The 19,289-nt window shown below is 73.1% G+C and carries 17 protein-coding genes; 13 read left to right on the top strand and 4 right to left on the bottom strand.

What is annotated here, in order from left to right; genetic code table 11:
* Positions 1-44: 44 nt before the first annotated feature.
* The 9 genes from XF36_RS23415 to XF36_RS23380 all read left to right on the top strand — a co-directional run bounded on the left by XF36_RS23415 (position 45) and on the right by XF36_RS23380 (position 10,282).
* Positions 45-2,156, top strand: a complete 2,112-nt coding sequence (locus XF36_RS23415) for a hydantoinase/oxoprolinase family protein (RefSeq protein ID WP_060713630.1) — start codon at positions 45-47, stop codon at positions 2,154-2,156.
* A gap of 32 nt (positions 2,157-2,188) precedes the next feature.
* On the top strand, positions 2,189-3,862 hold the full coding sequence (locus XF36_RS23410) for a hydantoinase B/oxoprolinase family protein (protein WP_414706207.1): 1,674 nt from the start codon (positions 2,189-2,191) through the stop codon (positions 3,860-3,862).
* Positions 3,789-4,166, top strand: coding sequence for a hypothetical protein (locus XF36_RS34515; protein WP_082375603.1), 378 nt, complete (start codon positions 3,789-3,791; stop codon positions 4,164-4,166). The genes XF36_RS23410 and XF36_RS34515 overlap by 74 nt, the downstream gene beginning before the upstream one ends.
* A 7-nt stretch (positions 4,167-4,173) precedes the next feature.
* Positions 4,174-4,848 carry an SDR family oxidoreductase gene (locus tag XF36_RS23405; RefSeq protein WP_060713629.1) on the top strand — a complete coding sequence of 225 codons (675 nt, stop codon included), beginning with the start codon at positions 4,174-4,176 and terminating at the stop codon, positions 4,846-4,848.
* An 88-nt stretch (positions 4,849-4,936) separates the two neighbouring features.
* A complete protein-coding gene (locus tag XF36_RS23400) occupies positions 4,937-5,872 on the top strand; it encodes a carbamate kinase (protein ID WP_060713628.1) in 936 nt (311 codons plus the stop codon).
* Between the two features lie 25 nt (positions 5,873-5,897).
* Entirely contained in the window at positions 5,898-7,001 is a 1,104-nt protein-coding gene (locus XF36_RS23395; protein WP_060713627.1) for a ring-opening amidohydrolase, read from the top strand.
* A 213-nt stretch (positions 7,002-7,214) separates the two neighbouring features.
* Entirely contained in the window at positions 7,215-7,736 is a 522-nt protein-coding gene (locus XF36_RS23390) for a CGNR zinc finger domain-containing protein (protein WP_060713626.1), read from the top strand.
* 201 nt (positions 7,737-7,937) lie between these two features.
* Positions 7,938-9,203: an aspartate kinase gene (locus XF36_RS23385; protein ID WP_060714928.1), complete on the top strand. Its 1,266-nt coding sequence runs from the start codon at positions 7,938-7,940 to the stop codon at positions 9,201-9,203.
* A gap of 5 nt (positions 9,204-9,208) precedes the next feature.
* Positions 9,209-10,282 (top strand): aspartate-semialdehyde dehydrogenase, encoded by a 1,074-nt coding sequence (locus tag XF36_RS23380; protein WP_060714927.1) that lies wholly within the window; start codon positions 9,209-9,211, stop codon positions 10,280-10,282.
* A 76-nt stretch (positions 10,283-10,358) separates the two neighbouring features.
* Here XF36_RS23380 and XF36_RS23375 read toward each other — a convergent pair whose 3' ends face one another.
* Together XF36_RS23375 and XF36_RS23370 are read right to left on the bottom strand one after the other, a co-directional pair.
* The gene (locus XF36_RS23375; RefSeq protein WP_060713625.1) at positions 10,359-11,303 is read right to left on the bottom strand and encodes an endonuclease/exonuclease/phosphatase family protein; all 945 of its coding nucleotides are present in this window, start codon (positions 11,301-11,303) and stop codon (positions 10,359-10,361) included.
* A 292-nt stretch (positions 11,304-11,595) separates the two neighbouring features.
* Positions 11,596-12,789 carry an MFS transporter gene (locus tag XF36_RS23370; protein ID WP_060713624.1) on the bottom strand — a complete coding sequence of 398 codons (1,194 nt, stop codon included), beginning with the start codon at positions 12,787-12,789 and terminating at the stop codon, positions 11,596-11,598.
* A gap of 357 nt (positions 12,790-13,146) precedes the next feature.
* Between XF36_RS23370 and XF36_RS23365 the strand changes: the two genes are divergently transcribed.
* Together XF36_RS23365 and arsC are read left to right on the top strand one after the other, a co-directional pair.
* Positions 13,147-14,604, top strand: coding sequence for a catalase (locus XF36_RS23365; RefSeq protein ID WP_060713623.1), 1,458 nt, complete (start codon positions 13,147-13,149; stop codon positions 14,602-14,604).
* Between the two features lie 68 nt (positions 14,605-14,672).
* Positions 14,673-15,026, top strand: coding sequence for an arsenate reductase (glutaredoxin) (gene arsC / locus XF36_RS23360; RefSeq protein WP_060713622.1), 354 nt, complete (start codon positions 14,673-14,675; stop codon positions 15,024-15,026).
* A 1-nt stretch (position 15,027) separates the two neighbouring features.
* Here the strand turns inward: arsC and XF36_RS23355 are convergent, their stop codons facing one another.
* Positions 15,028-16,866: a prolyl oligopeptidase family serine peptidase gene (locus tag XF36_RS23355; protein ID WP_060713621.1), complete on the bottom strand. Its 1,839-nt coding sequence runs from the start codon at positions 16,864-16,866 to the stop codon at positions 15,028-15,030.
* A 75-nt stretch (positions 16,867-16,941) separates the two neighbouring features.
* Here XF36_RS23355 and XF36_RS23350 point away from each other — a divergent pair, with 75 nt between their 5' ends.
* Complete coding sequence (locus XF36_RS23350; RefSeq protein WP_060713620.1) at positions 16,942-17,352, top strand: hypothetical protein; 411 nt, start codon at positions 16,942-16,944, stop codon at positions 17,350-17,352.
* 11 nt (positions 17,353-17,363) lie between these two features.
* Here XF36_RS23350 and XF36_RS23345 read toward each other — a convergent pair whose 3' ends face one another.
* Positions 17,364-17,954, bottom strand: coding sequence for a TetR/AcrR family transcriptional regulator (locus XF36_RS23345; protein WP_020623579.1), 591 nt, complete (start codon positions 17,952-17,954; stop codon positions 17,364-17,366).
* A 159-nt stretch (positions 17,955-18,113) separates the two neighbouring features.
* On the opposite strand from XF36_RS23345, the gene XF36_RS23340 reads away from it, so the two are divergent.
* Positions 18,114-19,280: an LLM class flavin-dependent oxidoreductase gene (locus XF36_RS23340; RefSeq protein ID WP_060713619.1), complete on the top strand. Its 1,167-nt coding sequence runs from the start codon at positions 18,114-18,116 to the stop codon at positions 19,278-19,280.
* The last annotated feature ends 9 nt before the right edge of the window (positions 19,281-19,289 follow it).

Below are 19,289 nucleotides of genomic sequence, written 5' to 3'. Positions count from 1 at the left end.
GTGAGTTCAATCGACATCACCGACCCCAGGCAGGAAGGACCCCGATGACCCGGCGCATCCGGATCGGCATCGACACCGGTGGCACGTTCACCGACGTCGTCGCCTTCGACGAACGGTCGGGCGAGCTCGTCACGACCAAGACGCCCTCCACCCCGGCCAACCCGGCCGACGGTTTCCTCACCGGCATCGACAAGGTCCTGGAGCTGCTGGGGGCGGCCCAGAGGAGCGCAGGCGGAACGAGCATGCGCACCGCCGCCGACATCGAGGCCGTCAGCCACGGCACGACCGTCGCCACCAACCTCCTGCTCGAGGGGAAGGTCGGCCGGCTCGGTTTCGTGACCACCGCCGGCTACGAGGCCATGCTGGAGATCGCCCGCCAGTCGGTGCCGGACGGCTACGGCAACTCCTACTTCTGGGTCAAGCCGAACCGGATCGTGCCCCGCGACCTGGTCCGCGGGGTGGAGGGCCGGCTCGACTTCACCGGCGCCGAGGTCCGCCCGTTCGACGAGGCCGGGGCCCGCGCGACCGCCCGCTGGTTCCGCGACCACGGCGTCGACACCCTGGGCGTCTGCTTCCTCCACGCCTACGCCGACCCCACCCACGAGCAGCGGATGCGGGAGGTCCTCGCCGAGGAGCACCCGGCCGCCGTCGTGTCGCTGTCCAGCGAGGTCCTGCGCGAGTACCGCGAGTTCGAGCGGGCCACGACGGTCCTCGTCGACGCCGCGGTGAAGCCGCGGCTGTCGGCCTACGTCGCCAACATCACCGAGCGGCTCACCGAGTACGACGGCCGCGCGATCCCGTTCTACGTCATGAAGTCCAACGGCGGCGTCCTGTCCGCCGACGAGGTCGTCCACCAGCCGATCACGACCGTCCTGTCCGGGCCCGCCGCCGGGGCGCTCGGCGCCGCGCTGATCGCGCAGGAGGCCGGCTACGACAGGGTCCTCACCTCCGACGGCGGCGGCACCTCCACCGACGTCAGCGTCGTCATCGGGGGCGAGCCGACGCTCACCACCGAGGGCACGGTCGGGCGGTTCCCGTCCAAGATCCCGATGATCGACGTCGTGACCGTCGGCGCCGGCGGTGGCTCGATCGCCTGGATCTCGCCGGAGGGCACCCTCAAGGTCGGCCCGCACTCGGCCGGCGCCGACCCCGGTCCGCTCTGCTATGGCAGGGGCGGCACCGAGGTGACCGTCACCGACGCGCACGTCGTCCTCGGCCGCATCCCCCCGCACCTGCTCGGCGGGGAGATCCCGCTCGACGTCGACGCCGCCCGCGCCGGCATCGAGCGCCTCGCCAAGGAGCTCGACCTGACCCCGGAGGCCTGCGCCGCCGGCGTCCTGGAGATCTCCGCCTGGAACCAGGCCAACGCGTTGCGCCAGGTCACCGTCAAGCGCGGCCTCGACGTCCGCGACTTCGCCCTCACCACCTTCGGCGGGTCCGGCTCCCTGCTGCTGTGCCGGCTCGTCGACGTGCTCGGCGTCCCGACCGTCCTGGTCCCGCCGAACCCCGGCAACGTGTCCGCGTTCGGCCTGCTCACCGTGGACGTGAAGAACGACTACGTGCAGACCCACGTCGCGCTGGCCGACGGGCTCGACCCGGCCGAGGTCTCCCGCGTCGTCGACGACCTCACCGCGCAGGCCGCCGCCGCGCTGGACCGGGAGGGGTTCCCGGACGCGCAGCACGCCTTCGTCCGCACCGCCGACCTGCGCTACTTCGGGCAGGCTTTCGAGGTGCGCGTCCCGGTGCCGGACGGACCCGTCACCCCGGACACCCTGGCCGCGGTCGCCGACGCCTTCCACGCCGCGCACCGGGCCCTCTACGGCTACGACTTCGCGGGCGACCCCGGCCAGCAGGTCGAGTGGGTCAACCTCCGTGTCTCGGGCATCGGCCCGATCCGCCGCCCGGAGATCGCCACCCACGACCTCGTCGCCGACCCGGTCGTCGCCGCGGCGGGCCGGCGCCCGGTCTGCTTCGACGCCGCGCAGGGCTACCTCGACACCCCGGTGTACCGGCGGACCGACCTCGTCCCCGGCGCGGTCGTCGACGGCCCGGCCGTCGTCGAGGAGTTCGGCTCCACCGTCCCGCTGCACCCGGGCTTCACCGCCCGCGTCGACAGCCGCCTGAACATCATCGTGACCCGGAGGGCCGCCCAGTGACCCCAGTGACCCCAGCGACCCCAGCGACCCCAGTGACCCCAGCGACGACGGCGGCGACCGACCGCCCGGCCGACACCGGCTCGCGTCGCGCCCCCACGGCGTTCCCCTTCGGCCCGCTCACCGACGACGCCGGCGCGAGCGCCGACCCGGTCCTCGTCGAGATCGTGCAGGGCTCGCTGACCAGTGTGGAGTCCGAGGTCGAGACCGCCATCGCCCGCACCAGCCGCAGCCCGATGATCCGCGACGCGCACGACTTCCGGGCCGGCATCCACGACCGGAGGCTGCGCAAGCTCACCGGCCGCTCCTACTCCGCGCTCGTGCACCCGATCGCCCGGGAGTTCCCGCTGGACCAGATGCGCGAGGGCGACGTCTTCTTCCACAACGACGTCTACCGCTCCGAGGGCGGCATCGGGCACCTGCCCGACCTGTGCGTCACCGTCCCGGTGTTCGCGGGTCCCGCCGAGGACCGGCGGGTGGTCGCGTTCGTGCAGGCCTTCGGCCACCACGACGACATCGGCGGGGCGGTCCCCGGCTCGATGCCCTCGAACGCCACGAGCGTGTTCGAGGAGGGACTGATGGTCCCGCCGATCCGGCTGTGGGACGCGGGCGTCCCGAACCGGGCCGCCCTGGCGATCATGACGCGCAACTCCCGGATGCCCGACTCGCTCGCCGCCGACCTCGACGCCGAGTGCTCGGCCTGCCTGATGGGTGCCCGTCGCCTCGGTGAGCTCTTCGACCGCTACGGCATCGACACCGTCGAGTCCTGCTTCGACGCGATCATCTCCCGCACCACCGAGACCTACCGCCGGGAGATCCTCGGCCGGATCCCGGTGGGGACCTGGACCTGGGAGGACTACGCCGAGCACGACGGCGTCGACGAGCCCCGCCTGCACGCCCAGCGGATCACGCTCACCCGCACCGGCCCTGACGACCCCGACGGCGAGCGGCTGATCCTGGACTTCGCCGGTACCTCCCCGCAGGCCAAGGGGCCGATCAACCACTGCGGCGACTACTCCGACGGCGTCTTCCTCAAGAAGTGGCTCGCGCCGATCCTGCGCAACCTCGCCGACTCCCCGGAGCGGATGGCCGAGCTCGACGTCAACGAGGGGGTCGTCCCGCTCATCGAGATGCGGTTCCCGCCGCCCGGGACGCTGCTGACACCGGTGTTCCCGGCGCCGACCAATGCGCGCACCTTCGTCATCCTGCGGCTGCTCGGGGTGCTCGCCGGTGTCGTCGCCAAGGCCGTCGACGGCCGGATGCCGGCCGACCAGGAGACGATCCGCTACACAGGCGTCTACGGCGAGGACCTCGAGGGCCGCCCCTACCTCATGCGCGAGGTGCTGGGCGGTGGCTCCGGCGGCCGCTACTACGCCGACGGCGAGGACACCATCCACGTCGTCCCCGACTCGCGGAACCTGCCCACCGAGTTCACCGAGGCCCGCTTCCCGTTCCGGGTCGAGTCGCTGTCGCTGGCCACCGACTCCGGCGGCGCCGGGGAGTTCCGCGGTGGCCTCGGCTACGAGAAGCACGTCCGGATGCATCAAGGATGCGCACTTCATGTCGATCGCGGACCGGTCGATCCTGGCCTGCTGGGGGGGCGGCGGCGGGAAGGCGGGGCGGCCGTTCGAGGTCGTGATCGACCCGGGCGGGCCGCACGAGCGGGTGGTCGACGCGCTGGCCGACGCCGAGCCGGTCCGGGCCGGTGAGGTGATCCGGATCCGCACCACCGGGGGCGGCGGCTGGGGCGACCCGCTGCGCCGCGACCCGGCGGCCGTCGCGCGGGACGTGCTGTGGCGCAAGGTGTCCGCCGCGGCGGCGCTGGCCGACTACGGCGTCGTCCTGACCGGGGACCTCGACGACGGCACCCTCGGCTTCGACGCGGGCGCCACCACGGCCGAGCGCGCGTGCCGCGCCGTGTGGTCCCGCGACGACGACCCGTTCTTCGACCGCGGCCCCGGCTACGCGACCCTGGCCGGCGGGGCCGCGCACGCCGACGTCGACCGGCTCTGAGGTCGCCGTGCGGGTCGTGATCTGCGGGGGCCACGGCAAGACCGGGCGGGCGGTGGCGGCCGCGCTGCGCGCGCGGGGCGCCACCGCCGTCCCGCTGGGGCGCGCGGACGACGTCGCCGCAGCCGCGGTCGGCGCCGACGCCGCCTACCTGATCGCCCCGAACCTGCACCCGGACGAGCCGGCGCTGGTCGCGGGCTGGCTCGACGAGCTGCGTGCCGCGGGCGTCGGCCGGGTCGGCTACCACTCGGTGGCCGCGCCGTACGCCCCGGACATGCCCCACCACCTGGGCAAGGCCAGGGCCGAGGACGTCGTCCGCCGGTCCGGGCTGCGCTGGACGGTCCTGCAGCCCGGCGCCTACCTGCAGAACCTGGACCTGACCGGGCCGCTCCGGGTGCCCTACGACGTGCACGCCGTCTTCGGGTTCGCCGACCTCGCCGAGGTCGGGGCGGCCGCCGCGACCGTCCTGACCGACCCCGGCCACGAGGGTGCCACCTACGAGCTCGCGACGCGCACCGCGACCGTCGCCGAGCTGGCGGCGGAGGCGGGCACGACCGCCGAGCGGGTCCCCGGGCCGTCCGGCCTCGGCCAGGTCTTCGACGCGATGTTCGCCTACTACGACCGGTACGGCCTGCCCGTGGGCACCCGCCCGCTCGCCCATCTCCTCGGGAAGGAGCACCCATGATCGTCGGTGACCCCTGCCGGCGAGCAGGCCCGGTCGCCGGTGGCACGGCGAGCGGCACGGCGGCGACCCCGCTCCCGGGGGTGTCGTCGTGAGGGTCCTGCTGGCACTGGGCGGGAACGCGATGACCGCCGCCGACGGCAGCGCGCGGCCGGAGGACCAGATCGCCGCGGCGCGGGTCGCCGCCGGGGCGGTGGCCGGACTGCTGGCCCGCGACCACGACGTCGTCATCACCCACGGCAACGGCCCGCAGGTCGGGAACCTGCTGGTCAAGAACGAGCTGGCGGCCGCCGTCGTCCCCCCTGTCGGGCTGGACTGGTGCGGCGCGCAGACCCAGGGGACGCTCGGCTTCGTCCTCACCACGGCGCTCGACGCGGCGCTGGCGGCGGCCGGGGTCGACCGGCGCACCGCCGCCGTGGTGACCCGCACCCGGGTCGCGGCCGACGACCCGGGCCTGCTCCGGCCCTCGAAGCCGGTCGGGCGCCACCTCCCGGCCGCCGAGGCCGCCGTCCTGGTCGCACACGGCCAGACCTGGCAGGACCGTGGCGAGGGGGGATGGCGCCGGATGGTCGCCTCGCCCGAGCCGCTCGAGATCGTCGACGGCCCGGCGATCCGGGCCCTGGTCGACGCCGGGTTCGTCGTCGTCGGCAACGGCGGCGGCGGGATCCCGGTCGTGCGGCTGCCCGGCGGCGAGCTGGGCGGCGTCGAGGCCGTCATCGACAAGGACCTCGGTGCTGCGCTGTTCGCCCGCACGGTCGGCGCGGACGTGCTCGTCATCGGCACCGACGTACCGCACGCCGTGCTGCACTTCGGGACCCCGGCCGCCGAGCCGGTCGGCACGATCGGGGTCGAGACGCTGCGCGCCCACGCCGCCGACGGGCACTTCGCCGGCGGCTCGATGGGCCCCAAGGTCGACGCGGCCTGCCGCTTCGTCGAGGGCGGCGGCACCCGCGCCGTCATCACCGACCTCACCCACATCACCGAGGCCGTCACCGGCGACGCCGGAACCGTCGTCGTCCCGTCCTGAGACCGCTGGAGAAGGAGAGTCCGTCATGCCCGACGCCATCGAGGTGCGCAAGGTCCCGATCCACTCCGTGGCCGACGCGAGCGAGCTCGCGTCGCTGATCGACGACGGGGTCCTGCACGCCGACCGGGTCGTCGCGATCATCGGCAAGACCGAGGGGAACGGCGGGGTCAACGACTACACCCGCATCATCGCCGACCGTGCCTTCCGCGAGGTGCTGGTCGAGAAGGGCGCCCCGGCCGCGCAGGTCCGGGAGGTCCCGATCGTCTGGTCCGGCGGCACCGACGGCGTGATCAGCCCGCACGCGACGATCTTCGCGACCGTTCCGCCGGAGGACGTCGTGCCCTCCGACGAGCCCCGCCTGACCGTCGGCTTCGCGATGAGCGAGCAGCTGGCACCGGAGGACATCGGCCGCACGCCGATGATCACCAAGGTGGCCGACGCGGTACAGGCCGCGATGAAGAAGGCCGGCATCACCGACCCCGCCGACGTGCACTACGTCCAGACCAAGACCCCGCTGCTGACCATCCACACCATCCGTGACGCCAAGTCCCGCGGGAAGACCGTGTGGACCGAGCACACCCACGAGTCGATGGACCTGTCCAACGGCTGCACCGCGCTCGGCGTCGCCGTGGCGCTCGGCGAGATCGAGATGCCGACCGACGCCGACGTCATGCACGACCGCGGGCTCTACTCGGCGGTGGCGTCCTGCTCGTCGGGCGTCGAGCTGGACCGGGCCCAGGTCGTCGTGGTCGGGAACGCGACCGGGGTCGGCGGCCGCTACCGGATCGGGCACTCGGTGATGACCGACGCGCTCGACGCCGACGGCATCTGGAAGGCGATCCGCGACGCGGGCCTGGACCTGCCGGAGCGGCCGCACACCTCGGACCTGGACGGTCGCCTGGTCAACGTCTTCCTCAAGTGCGAGGCGTCGCAGGACGGCACCGTCCGCGGCCGGCGCAACGCGATGCTCGACGACTCCGACGTGCACTGGCACCGCCAGATCAAGGCCTGCGTCGGCGGGGTCACCGCCGCCGTCACCGGCGACCCCGCGGTGTTCGTGTCCGTGTCCGCGGCACACCAGGGCCCCGAAGGAGGCGGGCCGGTCGCCGCCATCGTCGACCTGGGGTGAGCGCGCCCCGGACCGCTGCTCGCCGGAGCGCGCGGTCCCGCCCGGCACTGGCCGCCACGGTGGCGGTGCCGGGCGCGGCGAGCCGGATGCGCCAGGCCCCGCACCGGCAGCGTTGGTAGCTCACGACGCCGTCGGAGGTGCGGTGCCGGGACGTGGTGCGCCATTCGTGGTCCAGGGGTGTGCTCACGACGACCACGCTGCTGTAATGGTTCAGTGCATATCAACCCTTACGGTCAGGATCCGGTCCTGCTCGCGGCCGACCTGGTGAACGTGCCGCCGTCGTCGACCGGGGAGCTGGTGGAGCGTTGCCTCGCCGCCGGGGTGTCCCGCGACTGGGAGCCGGTCGGGTCCGACCTGCCCGCCGTGCGGGACTTCCTGCGCCGGTGGGAGGAGGTCGTCGACGCCGGACCCGGCGCGGAGCGTGCACGGCTGCTCAACGCCCTGCTCGCCGAGTCGACCGGGCCGCCGCGGCTCACCGACCACGACGGGCACTGGCACCTGCACCACCGCGACGACGGCCTGGGTCTGGCCGGGGTGCTGCGTGCCCTGCTCGCGACCGGCACCGCCACCCATCTGGCGACCCGGGGGATGGACCGGCTCGGCCGGTGCGCCGCGCAGGGCTGCAGCCGCGTCTACGCCGACGTCTCCCGCAACGGCAGGCAGCGCTACTGCAGCGCACGCTGCGGCAACACCGACGCGGTCCGTCGGCACCGCCGTCGTACGACGGTCGGGTGAGGGGCGGCTCATACCCGAGCGCCAGTCCGTGGGCGAGCCCGTGTGGTCTGGGTCATCGGTGACCGTCCAGATCCTGAAAACGGGCGGTGCTCGCCGGTACTGTTCCGTTCCGACCAGCGCCGCCGATGCGTCACCTGCGCATCACGGCGGTCGAAGTGTGCACCCGACGGCTCCCACGCGGAGTCAGGATTGGAGGTCGGCGTGGCCCTCGTCGTGCAGAAGTACGGCGGTTCGTCGGTCGAGAACGCGGAGCGCATCAAGAAGGTCGCCGAGCGCATCGTCCGCACCCGCAAGGAGGGCCACGATGTCGTCGTCGTCGTGTCCGCCATGGGTGACACCACCGACGAGCTGACCGATCTCGCCGAGCAGATCTCCCCGAAGCCGCCGCTGCGGGAGATGGACATGCTGCTCACCGCGGGGGAGCGCATCTCGAACGCGCTTGTCGCGATGGCGATCCACTCCCTCGGCGCCGAGGCCCGGTCGTTCACCGGCTCGCAGGCGGGGATGCTCACCACGTCCAAGCACGGTGACGCCCGCATCACCGAGGTGAACCCGTGGCGCCTGCGCGAGGCCCTCGACGAGGGGCACATCGTGCTCGTCGCCGGCTTCCAGGGCATGAGCGCGGACTCCCGCGACATCACCACGCTGGGCCGCGGCGGGTCGGACACCACCGCCGTCGCGCTGGCCGCCGCGCTGAACGCCGACGTCTGCGAGATCTACTCCGACGTCGACGGCGTCTACACCGCCGACCCGCGGATCGTCTCGAAGGCCAGCCTGCTCGAGGCGGTCACCTACGAGGAGATGCTCGAGCTGGCCGCGTCCGGCGCGAAGGTGCTGCACCTGCGCGCCGTCGAGTACGCCCGCCGCTACGGCGTCCCGCTGCGGGTGCGCAGTTCCTACAACGACAAGCCGGGCACCCTGGTCTCCGGCTCGATCGAGGAGATCCCGTTGGAGAATCCGATCATCACCGGCGTCGCCCACGACCGGTCCGAGGGCAAGATCACCGTCACCGGCGTGCCGGACACCCCCGGGATGGCGGCGAAGATCTTCCGCACGGTCGCCGACGCGGAGATCAACATCGACATGGTGCTGCAGAACATCTCCAACGTGTCGGACAAGAAGACCGACATCACCTTCTCGCTGCCCCGCACCGACGGTGACACCGCCGTCGCGGCGCTGGAGCGCGCTAAGGCCGAGATCGGGTTCGCCGAGCTGATCTACGACAACGACATCGGCAAGGTCTCCCTGGTCGGCGCCGGCATGCGCAACCACCCCGGCGTCACCGCCAAGTTCTGTGAGGCGCTGTCGGACGCCGGGATCAACATCGAGACCATGAACACCTCGGAGATCCGGATCTCGGTGATCTGCCGCTCCGACCAGCTCGACGACGCGGTGCAGGCGCTGCACGTGGCGTTCGAGCTCGGCGCCGAGGACGACGCGGTGGTCGCCGCCGGAACGGGCCGGTGAGCGGGATGGCCATGGACAAGCCCGTGCTGGCGCTCGTCGGCGCGACCGGTGCCGTCGGCACCACCATGATCGAGATCATCGACGCGCGCGAGTCGGTGCCGTGGGGCGAGATCCGGCTGATCGCGTCCGCGCGCAGCGCCGGCAAGGTGCTGACGGTCCGCGGCCAGGACATCACCGTCCTGGAGCTCGCGCCCGAGGTCTTCGACGGCGTCGACATCGCGATGTTCGACGTGCCGGACGAGGTCTCCGCCGAGTGGGCGCCGATCGCCGCCTCCCGCGGCGCGATCGCCGTCGACAACTCCGGTGCGTTCCGGATGGACCCCGAGGTCCCGCTCGTGGTGCCCGAGGTCAACCCGGAGAAGGTGACCGAGCGCCCCAAGGGCATCATCGCCAACCCGAACTGCACGACGCTGTCGATGATGGCGGCGATGGGTGCGCTGCACCGCGAGTTCGGTCTCGAGGCGCTGGTGGTGTCGTCGTACCAGGCGGCGTCGGGCGCCGGTCAGCCCGGCATCGACCAGCTGCAGGCCGAGATCTCCGCGCTGGCGGGCAAGGACGCCGGCAAGGTCTCCGGCGACGTCGCCGCGGTGCTCACCGAGGCCGGCGTCCCGGTCGGGGACGGCTCGCCGTTCCCCGCCCCGCTGGCGCTCAACGTCGTGCCGTGGGCGGGCTCGCTCAAGGAGGACGGCTGGTCGTCGGAGGAGCTGAAGGTCCGCAACGAGTCCCGCAAGATCCTCGGGATCCCGGAGCTCAAGGTCTCCGCGACCTGCGTGCGCGTCCCGGTCGTCACCACGCACGCGCTGGCGATCCACGCGACCTTCTCCTCGGAGGTCTCGGTGGACGCGGCCCGCAAGGTGCTCGGCGCGCAGCCGACCATCGTGGTGAAGGACGACCCGGCCGCCGGTGAGTGGCCGACCCCGGCCGACGCCGTCGGCGGGGACCCGACCGTGGTCGGCCGGATCCGGCAGTCGCTGGACTTCCCGAACACCCTGGAGCTGTTCGTGTGCGGGGACAACCTGCGCAAGGGCGCCGCGCTGAACACCTACGAGGTGGCGGAGACGGTCGCCGCGGCCGGCTGACCCCTCCTCCACGACGACCCTCGACGACGGCCGCCGTCCCGGACATCCGGGGCGGCGGCCGTCGGTCGTGGAGGGTCTACGGCAGGCGCAGCGTCGAGACGATCGCGCGGTGGTCGGTGCCCGGCACCAGGTGCGTCGAGAAGGACTCCGCGCTGATCCCGCCGGTGTAGACGATGTGGTCGATCTGCGGCCCCAGCCACGCCGGTGCCCAGGTCGGCCAGGTCCCGGCCAGCCCGTTGCCGGTCTGCGACCCGGCGTCGCCGCAGCCCCTGATGGCGTCGCGGAACACCGAGTGGTCGAGGCTGGCGTTGAAGTCCCCGGCCACGATCGCCGGGCTCGTCCCGGAGCACCACTTGGCGACGGTCTCCAGGTCCGAGCGCCACTGCCCGACCGAGCGCGGCACCGGGGCGACGGAGTGGAACGCGACGAAGCGCAGGTCCCCCAGGCCGCCGCCGGTGATCTCGATGTAGTCGAAGCGGACGTCCTTGCCGACCCGGGTGCGGACGTCGCCGAGCCGGTCCGACCAGGCGACGGTGTTGCCGGTGACATCGCGGTCCCAGCGGTCGACGCTCGACGCGGTCAGGTAGCCCAGCGGCTCCAGCAGCGGGGCGATCTCGCTCTCGTAGCGCCCGCCCGCCTCCGGGATCGAGACGACGTCGGGGTTCTGCTCGGCGACGAGCGCGGCGAGGGACCGTGCGTCGGCGTTGCCCTCGTAGACGTTGAGCGCCAGCACCTTCAGCGGGGTCCCGCCGGCGGGGGCGGGGCTCGCCACGGTGCGGGGGAGCACCATCGCGGCGCCGACCAGCGCCACCAGCGCGAGGACGACCGGCACCGGCCAGAACCGGCGGGCGGCCAGAGTGATCAACAGGCCGACCACGACCAGCACACCGAGCGCAGCGACCATCAGCGGCCGGAACGCGATGACCTGCGCGAACGGCGAGTGGGCGTCGAGGCCGACGAGGTCGGGCAGCGTCGCGAGCGCGGCCGCGGCGCCGAGGAGCAGCGCGAACCCCCAGCGCACCCGACCTCCCCGGCGACGGGGCCGCCCACTCGGGATGGGCTGGGTCTCGGAGTCGGGGCGGGGCGGTGCGCTCACTCGGTCCAGTCTGCCCGAGTGGCACACCCGTCCGCCGCGCCCGGGCAGTGCGCTGCGCCGATCGTCTGTGGACGCTCTCAGTGTCCGACTTGCGCAACCGCTCGTCGACCATTCGGCGGCAGCGGGATCACCGAGATGCAGCCCAGCGGGCCTGGAAGATCCACAATTCCCGCTGAGGTGCATCTCGGTGACGCCGACGGCCGTGCGGCCCGGCCGGTCAGGCCCGGGCGCGCAGCAGCGGCGCCGCCACCGCGGCGGCGACGACCGCGACCGACCCGCACACCAGCATCGCCGTGCCGGGGGACGCGGTGTCGACCAGCAGCCCCGCGAGCGGGGTCGCGATCGCGATCCCGAGCGTCGTCGCGGAGCCCTGCAGCCCGGTGACCAGGCCGCGCACCCGGTCCGGGGCGAGATCGCCGATCGCGGCACTGCCCGCGGCGAGCGTCGGCGCGGTCGCCAGGCCCGCCGGAATCAGCAGGAACAGCAGGCTCCACCACGACCAGGCCAGCGCCGCCGGGAGCGTCGCCAGACCGAGGGCGGCGAGCAGCAGCGGCAGGGGCAGACTGCGGCGGGCACTGCCGTAGAGGAACCCGCCCACCAGCGACGCCAGGCACCACACCACGTTGACCAGCGCGATCGCCCACGCCTGCCCGGCGGAGGTGAGGGCGGCGATGAACGCGAATTCGGTGCCCATGATCGCGATCACCGCGGCGGTCACCGTCAGCAGCGCGCCGACCAGCGGCCGTGTCAGCCAGCTGCGCAGCGGTGGGCGGGGGCCGGAGCGGGCGGCCTCGTCGCCGTCGGCGCGGACCGGAGGGTCGAGCCGCCACAGCGCGATCCCGGCCAGGACGAACCCGGCGCCGATCACGCGCATCGTCGCCGCCGAGCCCAGCCACACCGTCAGCAGCGACCCGACGGCGGGCCCGGCCAAGTAGGAGATCTCGACGGTCATCGAGTCCAGCGCGAACGCGGGGCGTCGCCGTCCGGGCGGGACGGCGGCCGCGATGACCTGCCGGACCAGGGAGAACACCGGGAGGGTCAGGACACCGGCGACGAAGGCCGCGCCGAGCAGACCGGCGTAGCCGAGCAACGGCGCGACCGACCAGAACAGCAGGCCCGCGGTCATCGTGAGGGCCAGGACCGGGCGCAGACCGTAGCGGTCGACCACCGTCCCGAGCAGTGGGGCGCCGATCGCCATCCCGGTCGGGACCGCGGCGGCGACGAGACCGGCGGCGCCGAAGCCGTGGCCCAGGGTGGTGACGGTGTGCAGGGTCAGGGTGACGCCGACGGCCGTCGCGGGGATGCGGGCGGCCATGCCGATCGCGGTGATCGCGCCGACCCCGGGCAGGCGCAGCACGTCGGCGAACGCGCCGAGGCCGGTACGCGGTGCGGTGGCGGCGGTGTCGTGCACGACCCCATCCTGACCCGCGCCCCGGCGTCGTCGCGAACCGGTTCCGGGTTTCGACCTGGGCCGCACGGGAAGTCAGTGAGCCTTTTTCAACCTGACCAGCGAGCTTCTGCGTCAGGAGATCGCGAAGGTTGCAGCGCAACTGCTCTGACCACAGCTGCACAGGTCACCGGCTCGCTAGCTCGGCGTCTGCACCCACACAACCAGGCCCCTGAGCTGCCGGAACGGCAGGTTGAAAAAGGCTCAGTGGGTACCGAACACCGCCGACCGCGACGCGGCCGCGCAGCCGCGGGAGCGTCTCGGTCGCACCGGCGGGCCATCCGCCCGCCCCACCCACCACGCGTACGAGGAGGCTCGGCCGTGACTACGTCGCACCAGCCCAAGCCCACCACCACGGACTCCGGCAGCCCGGTCGCCAGCGACGAGCACTCGCTGACCATCGGCCCCGACGGCCCGCTCCTGCTCAACGACCACTACCTCATCGAGCAGATGGCGAACTTCAACCGGGAGCGCATCCCGGAGCGTCAGCCCCACGCCAAGGGCGGCGGAGCCTTCGCGAAGTTCGAGACCACCGAGGACGTCTCGCAGTACACCAAGGCCGCGTTCCTGCAGCCCGGCGTCGAGTCCCGGGGGATCATCCGGTTCTCCACCGTCGCGGGTGAGCGCGGCAGCCCCGACACCTGGCGTGACCCGCGCGGGTTCTCGCTCAAACTGTGGACCACCGAGGGCAACTGGGACATGGTCGGCAACAACACGCCGGTCTTCTTCGTCCGCGACCCGATGAAGTTCCAGCACTTCATCCGCAGCCAGAAGCGGCGCGTGGCGAACAACCTGCGCGACCACGACATGCAGTGGGACTTCTGGACGCTGTCGCCGGAGTCGGCGCACCAGGTCACCTGGCTGATGGGCGACCGGGGCATCCCGAAGTCCTGGCGGCAGATGAACGGCTACTCCAGCCACACCTACAGTTGGATCAACGACGCCGGCGAGATGGTCTGGGTGAAGTACCACTTCAAGTCCGACCAGGGCGTGGAGTGCCTCACCCAGGACGAGGCCGACACCCTCGCGGGCTCGGACCCCGACTACCACCAGGCCGACCTCTACAACGAGATCGAGGCGGGCAACCACCCGTCGTGGACGCTGTACGTGCAGGTCATGCCGTTCGCCGACGCGAAGACCTACCGCTACAACCCGTTCGACCTGACCAAGGTGTGGCCGCACAGCGACTACCCGCTGATCAAGGTCGGGAAGCTGACGCTGGACCAGAACGTCGAGGACTACCACGCCGAGATCGAGCAGGCCGCGTTCGAGCCGAACAACCTGGTGCCGGGAACCGGACTGTCGCCGGACAAGATGCTGCTCGCCCGCGGGTTCTCCTACGCCGACGCCCACCGCGCCCGCCTCGGGGTCAACTACAAGCAGATCCCGGTCAACGCGCCGCGCAGCGAGGTGAACAACTACCAGAAGGACGGCGCGATGCGGATCACGAACACCCGTGACCCGATCTACGCGCCGAACTCCTACGGCGGCCCGGCGGCCGACCCGAAGCGGGTCTCCGAGGCCCTCTGGTACGCCGACGGCGACATGGTCCGCAGCGCGTACACGCTGCGCGAGTCCGACGACGACTGGGGCCAGGCGGGGATCATGGTCCGCGAGGTCTTCGACGACGCCGCCCGCGAACGGTTCGTCGGCAACGTCGCCGGGCACCTGCTCGACGGCGTGACCGAGCCGGTCCTGCAGCGTGCCTTCGAGTACTGGCGCAACGTGGACAAGAACATCGGCGACCGGATCGAGCAGGCCGTCCGCAACGGCGGCTGACCGGTCCGCGCACCGACCGACGGCCCCGGGGACATTCCCGGGGCCGTCGTGCGTCCTAGGCTCGGGCCGTGGAGATCTGGCACAACCCGCGCTGCTCGAAGAGCCGCGCCGCCCTCGCGTTGCTGACCGAGCACGGTGCCGAGCCGACGGTGCGCCGCTACCTCGACGACCCGCCGACCCGCGCCGAGCTCGAACGGGCGCTGGCCGCGCTGGGCACCGAGGACCCGTTCGCGATCACCCGCACCGGCGAGCCGGCGTTCCGCGAACAGGGTCTCGCCGGGGCCGACCGGGACACCCTGCTCGACGCGCTGGCCGCCGAGCCGAAGCTGATCGAGCGGCCCGTGGTGATCGACGGCGACCGGGCCGTCGTGGGCAGGCCGCCGGAGAACGTGCTGGGCCTGCTCGGCGACGCGCCCCGGTGAGTCAGCCCAGGGCGCGGCGCACGAAGTCGACCTCGGTCGCGATCAGGTCCAGCTGGTCGGACACCACCAGCGAGCCGTGCCCGGCGTCGAACCGGCTGACCTCGTAGGGCACGTCCCCGCGCGCGGCCAGCGCGTCCAGGTAGTTGTCGATCTGGCGGATCGGGCAGCGCGGGTCGTTCTCCCCGGCCAGCACCAGGACCGGCACCCGGACCTCGTCGACGTAGGTCAGCGGCGAGGCCTCCCGGTAGAGGTCGGGCAGCTCGTCGGGGGAGCCGCCGAACAACGCCCGGTCGAACGCACGCAGCTGCTCCATCTCGTCGGCGTAGGCGGCGACGTAGTCGGCCACCGGCACCCCGGCGACGGCCGCGGCCCACCGCTGCGGCTGGGTGCCCGCCGCGAGCAGCGACAGGTACCCGCCCCAGGACCAGCCGTCGACGACGCAGCGGGCCGGGTCGACGGTGCCGTCGGCGACCAGCGCGTCCTGCACCGCGGCGACGTCGGCCAGCTCGGTCAGCCCGGGGCGGCCCTCGATCGCGTCGCGCCACGCCGAGCCGTAGCCGGTGGAGCCGCGGTAGTTGACCTCGACGACGGTGAACCCCGCCTCGACCCAGGTGGCCCGACCGGCGTCGAAACGGTCCTCGTCGGCGGCGTGCGGGCCGCCGTGCAGCACGAACACCGCGGGCGCCGGGCCGTCGTCGGTGCGCGGCGCCTCGGCGACGAGGCTGTGCACGGCGCCGCCGGGGCCCTCGGTCCACACGTCGCGCACGGCGACCGAGCCGGGCGGGCGCTCCCCGTGCGGGGCGATCAGGACGTCGTCGGTGCCGTCCGGGCGCAGCGCCCGGATCTGCGACGGGGTGGCCGCCGACGACGCCGAGTACTCCACGGTGCCGTCGTCGCGGACCTCGGCGGACCCGACGCAGCCGGGCGCGGTCGGAAGCTCGGTCAGCTCGCCGGAGTCCAGGGCGTAGCGGAACAGCCGGGTCCTGGCGGCGTGGGTGTGCGCGACGAGCAGTGCCGAGGCGTCCGGGACGAAGCCGCCGACGAGCTCGCCGGGCAGGTCGACCGCGAGCTCGGTGACCTCGCCGGTGGTCGGGTCCCAGACGAGCAGCTCGTCGCGGCCGCGGCGTTCGTGGCCGACGAGCAGCCGCTGGTCGCCCGCGACCGGGGAGAACTCCAGCGCTGCGAGACCGCGGCCGGGTCCGTCGTGCAGGTCGGCGACGGTCTCGCCGGTGGCGACGTCGAGCACCCGCAGCGACGGGTGCCGGGAGTCGCCGTGCTCGGAGTGTGAGATCGCGAGCAGCGTCTCGTCCTCGGACAGCGCGCCGACGCCCGCGTCCTCGGTGTGCCGGTAGACCTCACGGGCGTCCACCCCGGAGCCGCGCTCGTGCACCGACAGGACGGTGCCGTCGTCGGTGGACACGCCGATCGCGGTGATCCGGCGGCCGATCTCCAGACCGGCCGGGTAACCGTCGCCGGCACCGGGGACGGCGGGGACGGTGTCCGCCCCCGCACCGGCGGTCCACGGCTGGGCGACCCAGTGGCCGAACTCGTCGCCGTCGGTGTCGGCGAACCACCAGACCTGTGCGCCGTCCGGGGGGAGTACCGCGGAGGTGGTGCCGTTGCGCCGGTCGGTGACCCGGCGGTGCTCGCCGGTGTCGCGGTCCCAGGCGTGGATCTCGAAGGTGCCGGACGCGTTGGACACGTAGACCGAACGCGACGGTGCGTCGCGGGCCCAGCCGGGCCGGGACATGCGCGCCGCGGTGAACCGGGACCGCCAGCGCTGCTCGCGCTCGTCGTCGAAGAGCGTCGGGGGAACGGGGGCGATCGGGTGCTGGCTCACGACCCGATCGTGCCGAATGCCACGAACGGGTGCACCGGGCGGGGTCGGCGGCCGCGCATCCGGCAGCATGGAGGCATGCGGAGACCGGCCCGGCTGCTGCTCGCCGGGATGCTCGTGCTCTCCCTGGCCGCCGCGGGCTGCGGTGCCGTCGGACCGACGACGGGCACCGTCGCGGCCGGGCCGACCGTCACCGCGTCCGCCGACTCCCACGGCCTGACCCCGGTCCGCTTCGACCACTGGGAGGCACGGCCGGTGACCGCGGTCCCGACCGTGCGGGTGAGACGGGGTACGACGGTGGTGCTCACCGTCGGCAGCGACGTCGCGCGGCGGGTGCTGGTCCCGGAGCAGGGCCGCGCCGTCGACGTCAGCGCCGGGGGCACCGTCACCCTGCGCTTCCTCGCGCTGGGGACGTTCACCGTGCGGGTGGCCGAGCCCGGTGCTGTCCGTGGCGGGACGATCATCGGCCGGGTCGAGCCCTGGCACTGACCGCCGGGGGATCAGGCGAAGGCATCGGCCCGGTCCGCGATGGCGCGCAGCCCCTCGGCGATGTCCACACCGGACGGCGCGGTGTCGGGGTCGACCATCCACTGGACCATGAGCCCGGTGAGCAGCGCCTGGTAGACGGAGCCGAGCACGTGCACGCGGCGGTCCGCGGCGGCCGGGTCGTCGGGCAGCGTGTGGAAGGTGAGGGCCAGGCCCTCGCGGATCTCCCGCTGGGCCTCGGCGAGCTTCGCGCGCAGCTCGGGCAGCCGCTCGGCATGGGCGAGCGCCTCGACGTGGGTGGCCCACAGACGTCGCTGGGTGGAGAACAGGCCGACCACCCGGCTCCAGGTCTCCTCGACCCGTCGCTGCGGGTCGGTGGGCCCGCCCGCGGGCTCGGCGAGCGCCCGGTCGAGCTCCTCGCCCCAGGCCGTCGTCGCCCGCAGCAGGGCCTCGGTGAGCAGGGCGTCCTTGGAGCCGAAGTGGTACCCGATGGAGGCCAGGTTCGTCCCGGACGCGGCCACCACGTCCCGTGCGGTCGTGCGGCCGAACCCCTTCTCATAGAGGCACTGCGCGGCCCCGTCCAGAAGCTCCTCGCGGTGTCCCATGATCGCGGAACCTATCGGGTCGTCACGGACGTCCGTACACCGGCCGTTCACCCGGTCTGCCACCCTCGTGCAACGCTTGCGTGACGCCCGTCACGGCAGGTAAGGACTGTCGTGACGGCGTCCTCGACGGAGTGGGCGCCGGAGCGACGAGGAGTCACCGTGAGCAGACTGCGATTCGGCACCTTCCTGGCCCCGTTCCACCAGCCCGGGCAGAACCCCACACTCGCGTTGCAGCGCGATCTCGAGCTGGTGGAGCACCTCGACCGGCTCGGCTACGACGAGGCCTGGATCGGGGAGCACCACTCCGCGGGTTCGGAGATCATCGCGTCCCCCGAGATCTTCATCGCGGCCGCCGCGGAGCGGACCCGGCACATCCGGCTGGGCACCGGCGTCACCTCGATCGCCTACCACAACCCGTTGTGGGTGGCCGACCGCATGGTGCTGCTCGACCACCTCACCCGCGGGCGGGCGATGCTCGGCTGCGGCCCCGGCTCGCTGCCGACCGACTCGGCCATGATCGGCCTGAACCCCACCGACACGCGCGAGCTGCTCGAGGTGAACCTCGACATCATCATGCGGCTGCTGCGCGGGGAGACCGTCACCGCCCGGACCCGCACCCACACCCTCGTCGACGCCCAGCTGCAGCTGGCGCCCTACTCCGACCCGTGCTTCGACATCACGGTCGCCGCGGTGGCCTCGCCGACCGGGCCGCGGATGGCCGGACAGCACGGGGTCGGGCTGCTGTCGATCGGTGCCACCCTCACCCAGGACGGCTTCGACGCGCTCGCCCACCACTGGGGCGTCGTCGAGGAGCGCGCCGCCCACCACGGGCAGCCGACACCGGACCGCAGCAAGTGGCGCCTGGTCGGGCTGATGCACGTCGCCGAGACCCGGGAGCAGGCCTACCGCGAGGTCGAGTACGGCATCGAGCACTGGTTCCGGTACTTCCAGAAGGTCGCGGCGTTCCCGCAGATGGCGGTGGCGGGCGGTGACGTCAAGGAGATGATCGACTTCATCAACGACGCCGGGATCGGCGCGATCGGCACCGTCGAGGACGCGAAGGCCCAGGTGCGCAAGCTCGTCGACCAGTCGGGAGGGTTCGGCGCGTTCCTGCTGCTCGGCCACGAGTGGGCCGACCCGACCGCGACGAAGCGCTCCTACGAGCTGATCGCCCAGCACGTCATGCCCGAGTTCCAGGGACAGGCCGCGGGCACCCTGGCCGCGAAGGACCGGGCCAGCTCCACGCGGGAGGAGCACGCACAGAGCCAGCTCGATGCCGTCGACACCATGACCAAGCGCTACGAGCAGGAGCGGTCGGGCGGCTGAGCGGTACCG

This window comes from Pseudonocardia sp. HH130629-09 (assembly GCF_001294645.1).
Taxonomy (GTDB): domain Bacteria; phylum Actinomycetota; class Actinomycetes; order Mycobacteriales; family Pseudonocardiaceae; genus Pseudonocardia.
The sequence above is the reverse complement of the archived record's forward strand: the minus strand, read 5'-3'. Positions and strand labels throughout refer to the sequence as shown.